The following is a 7,289-nucleotide window of genomic DNA, read 5'->3' as shown; positions in this document are numbered from 1 at the left end:
GCGTCGGACGTGTCTTCGGACGCCGCGATGACGCCGCATCCGCAACCGAGGGCACGAGAGGCGATGCTGTGGCAGATGTGAGCGTGATCCGCGCCGAACGCGCCTGGATCGACGGGGCGTTCCGCCCCGCCGAGGTGCGGATCGTCGACGGCGTGATCGCCGGGGTCACCCGGCCCGGGCGCTCGGCGGAAGCGGATGCCGCGGCATCCGCCGACCTCCACGTGCTCGGCGCCGACGAGGTGCTGCTGCCGGGACTCGTCGACTCGCACGTGCACCTCGACGAGCCGGGGCGCACCGACTGGGAGGGTTTCGCGACCGGCACCGCCGCGGCCGCGGCGGGCGGCATCACGACCGTGTTCGACATGCCGCTGAACTCGGTGCCCGTCACGACCACGCCCGAGGCGCTCGCCGCCAAGCGGGCCGCGGCCGCGGGCAAGCTCGCGGTCGACGTCGGCTACTGGGGCGGCGCCGTCCCCGAGAACCTCGGCCGCCTGCGCCACCTCGCCGGCGCCGGCGTCGTCGGCTTCAAGTGCTTCCTCGTGCCGAGCGGCATCGACGAGTTCGGCCACCTCGACCGTGCCGGCCTGCACGCCGCGCTCACCGAGATCGCCGCCTTCGACGGCCTGCTCATCGCGCACGCCGAAGACGAGGCGCACCTGCACGAGGCCGCCGTCGACGTCGGCGCGGGGCCGGCGGGAGAGCTCGGACGTCACTACGACACGTTTCTGCGCAGCCGCCCACCGGTGAGCGAAGAGGCGGCGATCGGCGCCGTCATCGACGCGGCCCGCGCCACCGGCGCCCGCGCCCACATCGTGCACGTCGCCGACGGACAGGCGCTCGATGCCATCCGTGCGGCGAAGGCCGACGGCGTCCGCCTCACCGTCGAGACCTGCCCGCACTACCTCACCCTGTCCGCAGAAGAGGTGCCCGACGGGGCCAGCGCGTTCAAGTGCTGCCCGCCCATCCGCGGTCGCGCCAACCAGGACCTGCTGTGGGAGGGCGTGCTCGACGGCACGATCGACGCCATCGTCAGCGACCACTCACCCGCCACTCTCGCGCTGAAGACCGCGGGGGGCGGCGATTTCGGCCTGGCGTGGGGAGGCATCGCGGGCGTGCAGACCGGCTTCGCGAGCGTCTGGACCGAGGCAGCGCGCCGCGGCATCCCGCTGGAGAGCCTGCTGCCGCTGTTCACGACCGGACCGGCCCGCATCGCCGGGATGCCGGGACTCGGCGTCATCGCGCCGGGCGTACGGGCGAACCTCACCGTCTTCGCGCCGGAACGGTCGTGGACCGTCGACGCGCACCGCCTGCTCTACCGGCACAAGCTGTCACCGTGGGATGGTCGCGCCATGCGCGGCGCCGTCGTGACCACCGTGGTCGGCGGCACCGTCGTGTACCGTGCGGGCGACGACGATGCGCGGTCCCGGCCGGGGATCGAGCTGCTGGCCGGTGCGGATGCCGGGGCAGCGCCCGCGACGGCAGCCCACCCGATGCGCGAAGGAGCGACATCATGACCGAGACCATCGACATCCTGCAACCCGGATCGGGCCGAATCGCCGGCGCGCACTACCTCCCGGCATCCCCGGAGACGGTGCTCTGGGGACGGCTGCCGTGCGCCGCCGATGCGCCCGTGCTGAGAATCGCCGCCGGCGAGACGGTGACGATCGACACCGTCAGCCACGAAGGCATCCTGCCCGATCAGGGCCAGGACCCCCTGGGGTACTTCACCGGCCACGGGGTGCCGGCCGCACACGTGCTCACCGACGCGATCGAGATCGCCGCGACGGTCGCACGCGACGCCGCGCTCGACGGGCCGCACGTGGTCACCGGGCCGATCTTCGTCGAGGGGGCCGACCCCGGTGACCTGCTGAAGATCACCGTCGTCGACCTGGCCCCGCGCGTGCCGTACGGCGTCATCTCCAACCGGCACGGCAAGGGGGCCCTCGTCGGGGTGCTCCCGCGCGGGCCCGAGAACGTCAGCGTGTTCACGCCGGTGTCGGACGGTCGCGGCATCCTGCCCCTGGTCGACGGGGGCGAGCGCGTCGTGCGGTTCCCGCTCGCCCCGTTCCTCGGGACGATGGGGGTCGCCGTCGCGGGCGACGAGCGCCCCCACTCGGTTCCCCCGGGCGCGCACGGCGGCAACATCGACATCAACCTGCTCGTGGAGGGCGCGGTCCTGTACCTGCCGGTGCAGGTGGCCGGCGCCTTGGCGTACGTCGGCGACCCGCACTTCGCGCAGGGCGACGGCGAGGTCGCGCTGACCGCGCTCGAGGCGTCGCTGCGCGCCACGCTGCGCTTCGACGTGGTGCCGCGCGCGGAGGCGCTCGCGTCGTTCGGCGAGGTGACCGGCCCGCTCGTCCGCACCGACGAGTACCTCGTGCCCACGGGGCTCGACGTCGATCTCGACGAGGCGATGCGCAAGGCCGTGCGGGCCGCGCTCGATCTGCTGCAGGCGCGCTACGGCATGGCCGAGCACCTGGCCTACGCGTACCTGTCGGCCGCGACCGACTTCGACATCTCGCAGGTCGTCGACATCGTCTGCGGTGTGCACGCCCGCATCCGCGAGGCGGACTTCGCCGCCGTCCGCCCGGCCTGGTTGGTCGGCGAGGACGCCTCGTGACCGTCCGCCGCCGCGGCATGTCGCCGCCTCCGCGCGCCGCCGTTCACAACTCCGGAGATTCGGTGGACACGGGCCCGTCCCGGGCTGTTTTCGGCCGTCCGGGACGACAACTCCGGAGTTGTGCACGCGGGGTCGCCGCCCTTCCCCGCCCGGCTGCCGCCGCTCCCCGCCCGGCTGCCGCCGCTGCCCGCGCGGCTGCCGCCGTTCCCCGTCCGGCTGCCGCCGCTGCCCGCCCGGCTGCCGCCGTTCACAACTCCGGAGATTCGGTGGCCACGGGCCCGTCCCGGGCTGTTTTCGGCCGTCCGGGACGACAACTCCGGAGTTGTGCACGCGGGGCCATGAACCGGGGCGGGCGCCCGTGACCGCGGCTCAGACCATGCCCGACGAGCTGCGCGCGGCGTTCGAGGCGTACGAGCGGGCGATCCTGACGAATGACCTCGACGCCCTGGATGCCGCGTTCGCTCCCGGTGACCGCACGCTCCGCGGCGATGGCGCGGGGCTGCTGGTCGGACACGACGCGATCAGCGCGTTCCGCGGCGCCCGCGGCGGGGTGTCGGCTCGCACCATCGAGCGAGTCGAGTACCGGCCGCTCGCCGAGGGGGTCGCGCTCATCGTCGCCGTTTCCCGGTTCGCGGCGGGCGGCACCGGCCTGCAGACCCAGGTGTGGGAGCAGATCGACGGGCGGTGGCTCATCACGGCCGCGCACGTCACCCCCCGCTCGGCGGCCTTCGACCGTTCGATCTGGCGGACTGTCGGCGACCCGCTCTACCAGGGCGCATGGGAGGGGCCGCTGTCCGGCCTCACGGTCGCCGTGAAGGATCTCTTCGCGATCAAGGGCTATCGCATCGGTGCGGGAAACCCGACCTACCTCGACTCCGCCCGCGCCGAGACCACCAGCGCCCCCGCGGTGGGCGACCTGCTGCGCGGCGGAGCGTCGCTGCGGGGCATCGCCCGCACCGACGAATTCGCGTACTCGATCGCGGGTGACAACGCGCACTACGGCACCCCGCCGAACGCCGCGGTGCCGGGCGCCCTGCCGGGCGGCTCGTCGAGCGGACCGGCATCCGCCGTCGCGCTCGGCCACGCCGACATCGCCCTCGCGACCGACACCGCCGGCTCCGTGCGCGTGCCGGCGTCGTATCAGGGCCTGTGGGGCCTGCGGACGACGCACGATCTCGTGCCGCGGCAGGGGCTGCTGCCTCTCGCGCAGAGCTTCGACACGGTCGGGTGGCTCACCCGAGACGGCGCCACGCTGCAGGCGGTCGCGGACTGGTGTCTCAGCTACGACGGGTCCGACTCGACCGACTCCGTCTTCGGGGCCTCGGCCGACGACCTCCCCTGGCGGTTCCGGGTGCCGATCGAAGCACTCGCCACCGCCGAGCCGGCCACGCGCGCGGCCTTCGAGGCGATGCTCGCGGCATCCGCTCTGCCCGTCGAGGAGGTCTCGCTCGGCGACCTCGACGACTACCTCGTGCCGTTCCGGACGGTGCAGGGTGCGGAGGCCTGGCGCAACAACGGCGACTGGCTGCGCGCCCACCCCGGCTCGACCGGACCCGCCGTGGCCGCGCGCTTCCGCGCCGCCGCCGCGGTCACCGCCGCCGACGAGTCCGCCGCCCGAGCCGCCCTGGAACCCCTCCGCGACACGTTGCACGCGCTCGTCCGCGACGCCGTGCTGCTGCTGCCGACGGTGCCCGGGCTGGCGCCCTCGCGCTCGGCCACGGGTGCGCAGGTGGATGCCGTGCGCACCGACACCCTCCGCCTGACGACCCCGGCCGCCGTCGGCGGCCTGCCCGCCCTGTCGGTGCCCCTGCTCACCGTCGACGCTGCGGGCGGCCCCGCACCGGTCGGCGTCAGCCTCGTCTCGCGCGCCGGCACCGACATCGCCCTCGTGCGCCTCGGCCGTGCCCTCCACGCCCGCATCACCGAAACGGAATCCGTATGAGCAGCACCTCCTCGCCCGGCCCGACGAACCTCCCCGGCCCGATCGCCCCGCCCGCGCGGCTGCTGATGGGCCCCGGCCCCATCTCGGCCTACCCGAGTGTGCTGACCGCCATGTCGGCGCCGCTGGTCGGTCAGTACGACCCCTTCATGACGGCGACGATGACCGAGACCCAGGAGCTGTATCGCGGGGTGTGGAGCACCCGCAACGACGCGACCCTGCTCGTCGACGGCACGAGCCGTGCCGGCATCGAGGCCGCGATCGTCTCGCTCGTGAAGCCGGGCGACCGGGTGCTGGTTCCCGTGTTCGGCCGGTTCGGACACCTGCTGGCCGAGATCGCCGAGCGGGCGCTCGCCGAGGTGCACACCATCGAGACCGATTGGGGTCAGGTGTTCCCGGCATCCGTCATCGAGGAGGCGATCGCCCGGGTGAAGCCGAACCTCCTCGCCCTCGTACAGGGCGATACATCCACCACCATGCTGCAGCCGCTGGAGGACATCGGCGAGATCTGCCGTCGCCACGGGGTGCTCTTCTACTCCGACGCCACCGCATCGCTCGGCGGCAACGCCTTCGAGGCCGACGCGTGGGGGCTGGATGCCGCGACCGCCGGACTGCAGAAGTGCCTGGGCGGTCCGAGCGGATCGTCGCCGATCACGCTCAGCGCACGCGCCGTGGAGGTGATCCGCTCGCGGAAGAAGGTCGAGGCGGGCATCCGCGAGCCCGGCGACGAGTCGTCGGCCGATTTCGTGCGCTCGAACTACTTCGACCTGGGGCAGATCCTCGACTACTGGGGTCCGCGCCGACTCAACCACCACACCGAGGCGACGAGCATGCTCTACGGCGCCCGGGAGTGCGCGCGGCTGCTGCTGCTCGAGGGCCGAGACGGCGTCATCGCCCGCCACGAGCTCGCCGGTCGTGCGATGCTCGCCGGCGTCGAGGCGCTCGGCCTCGTCGTCTTCGGCGACGTCGCGCACAAGATGAGCAACGTCGTGGCGGTCGAGATCCCGGAGGGCGTTCCCGGCGACGCCGCGCGGTCGGCCCTGCTGGAGGACTTCGGCATCGAGATCGGCACGTCGTTCGGGCCGCTGCACGGCAAGGTGTGGCGCATCGGCACCATGGGTTACAACGCCCGGAAGGATGCCGTGCTCACCACCCTCGCCGCCCTCGAGAGCGTGCTGCGCCGGTTCGGGGCCGCGGTTCCGGCCGGTGGGGGCGTCGAGGCCGCCGCGGACGTGTTCGCCGCCGCCCCGGCGCTGCTGCACGCGCCGCGCACCGGTGCGGCCGTCGCCGTGTCGGCGGAGACGGCGTGAGCTCGGCATCCCTCCTGCGCGCCGCGCCCGACGTCATCGCGACCGCTGCGCGCCGCGTGATGGCGCGGTGTGAGGAGCTCGCGCGGGTGAGCGCGGATGCGGCATCCATCGAGCGCGTCTACCTCTCGCCCGAGCACGCCCGTGTCAACCGGCTGGCGGCGGAATGGATGCGCGAGCTGGGCATGCGCACGTGGCAGGATGCCGCGGGCAACCAGGTCGGCCGCATCGGCGATCCGGCGGCTCCCGCGCTGATGCTGGGCTCGCACCTGGACACGGTGCTCGACGCCGGGCGTTACGACGGCATCGCCGGGGTGCTGATGGCGCTGGAGGTGGTGCGTCTGCTGCGCGTGCCGGCGGGCGAGGGCACGGGTGACGGCTGGACCGTGCCGCTGCCGTTCGCGATCGAGGTCGTCGCGTTCTCGGATGAGGAGGGCACCCGGTTCGGCAAGGCGCTGCTCGGATCCTCCGCCGTCGCCGGCACGTGGAGCGACGCGTGGTGGGATCTGGCGGATGCCGACGGTGTGAGCCTTCGCCAGGCGTTCCTCGAGTTCGGGCTCGACCCGGGGCGGGTCGGCGAGGCCGCCCGTCGGCCCGATGAGCTGGTCGGGTACCTCGAGGCGCACATCGAGCAGGGTCCCGAGCTGGACCGGGCCGGGGAGCCCCTCGCCGTCGTCTCGTCGATCGCGTCGGCGCGGCGGTTCCAGCTGGTGGTGGAGGGTGAGGCCCGCCACGCCGGCGGCACACCCTACGACATGCGTCGCGACGCGCTGCTGGGCGCGAGCGAGGCCGCGCTCGCGGTGGAGCGGATCTGCTCGGCCGAGCACCACATCGTCGGCACCGTCGGGCGCTTCGAGGCGTTCCCCGGCGCGGTCAACGTGATCCCGGGCGAGGTGCAGTTCTCGCTCGACCTGCGCGGCGAGTTCGACGGCGAGCGCGACCGCGTGTGGGATGCGCTCGCACGCGAGCTCGACGAGATCATGGGCCGGCGAGCCCTGCGTTGGCGTTCGCGCGAGGTGCACAGCGCTCCGGCGGTGTTCTGTGCGCCGCTCCTGCAGGACGTGGTGGCCGGCGGCATCCGCGCGACCCTTCCGCCGCGGTCGGACGCCCCGCCCGTGATCTTCAGCCGCGCCGGCCACGACGGCATGTCGCTGGGAGCGGTGACCGACGTCGGCATGCTGTTCCTGCGCAACCCCGACGGCATCAGCCATCACCCGGACGAGTCCGTCTCCGCGGGCGACGTGGCCCACGGCATCCGCGCCCTCGCCGAAGCCGTGCTGCTGCGCGGCACCGAGCGGATCTGACCCGCCGTCGCGTCCTCCGACCGCGAGACACCGCCTGTGCACCGAAACACGGTCTGTGTACCGGTGCGTCGGTGCGCAACCGGTGTCTCACGGACGCGGACGCGGACGCGGTCCGCAAC

The 7,289-nt window shown here is 73.7% G+C and carries 5 protein-coding genes; all 5 read left to right on the top strand.

Going from position 1 to position 7,289, the window contains the following annotated elements; translation table 11 throughout:
• Positions 1–68 precede the first annotated feature (68 nt).
• The 5 genes from allB to BGN98_RS11180 all read left to right on the top strand — a co-directional run bounded on the left by allB (position 69) and on the right by BGN98_RS11180 (position 7,170).
• Entirely contained in the window at positions 69–1,514 is a 1,446-nt protein-coding gene (gene allB / locus BGN98_RS11200) for an allantoinase AllB (RefSeq protein ID WP_288121471.1), read from the top strand.
• Positions 1,511–2,620 (top strand): acetamidase/formamidase family protein, encoded by a 1,110-nt coding sequence (locus BGN98_RS11195; protein ID WP_005051673.1) that lies wholly within the window; start codon positions 1,511–1,513, stop codon positions 2,618–2,620. The genes allB and BGN98_RS11195 overlap by 4 nt, the downstream gene beginning before the upstream one ends.
• A 358-nt stretch (positions 2,621–2,978) precedes the next feature.
• Entirely contained in the window at positions 2,979–4,562 is a 1,584-nt protein-coding gene (locus BGN98_RS11190) for an AtzH-like domain-containing protein (protein WP_288121436.1), read from the top strand.
• Positions 4,559–5,869 carry a pyridoxal-phosphate-dependent aminotransferase family protein gene (locus BGN98_RS11185; RefSeq protein ID WP_288121435.1) on the top strand — a complete coding sequence of 437 codons (1,311 nt, stop codon included), beginning with the start codon at positions 4,559–4,561 and terminating at the stop codon, positions 5,867–5,869. The genes BGN98_RS11190 and BGN98_RS11185 overlap by 4 nt, the downstream gene beginning before the upstream one ends.
• Positions 5,866–7,170: a Zn-dependent hydrolase gene (locus tag BGN98_RS11180; RefSeq protein WP_288121434.1), complete on the top strand. Its 1,305-nt coding sequence runs from the start codon at positions 5,866–5,868 to the stop codon at positions 7,168–7,170. The genes BGN98_RS11185 and BGN98_RS11180 overlap by 4 nt, the downstream gene beginning before the upstream one ends.
• Positions 7,171–7,289 lie beyond the last annotated feature (119 nt).

Origin of the sequence: Microbacterium sp. 69-7 (assembly GCF_001897985.1) — a bacterium.
In the GTDB taxonomy this organism is placed as follows: Bacteria; Actinomycetota; Actinomycetes; order Actinomycetales; family Microbacteriaceae; genus Microbacterium; species Microbacterium laevaniformans.
The sequence above is the reverse complement of the archived record's forward strand: the minus strand, read 5'-3'. Positions and strand labels throughout refer to the sequence as shown.

Bases quoted from the DNA above. Each gene is read 5' to 3' on its own strand.
- BGN98_RS11195 (WP_005051673.1), top strand. From the start codon at position 1,511: ATGACCGAGACCATCGACATCCTGCAACCCGGATCGGGCCGAATCGCC.
- BGN98_RS11185 (WP_288121435.1), top strand. From the start codon at position 4,559: ATGAGCAGCACCTCCTCGCCCGGCCCGACGAACCTCCCCGGCCCGATC.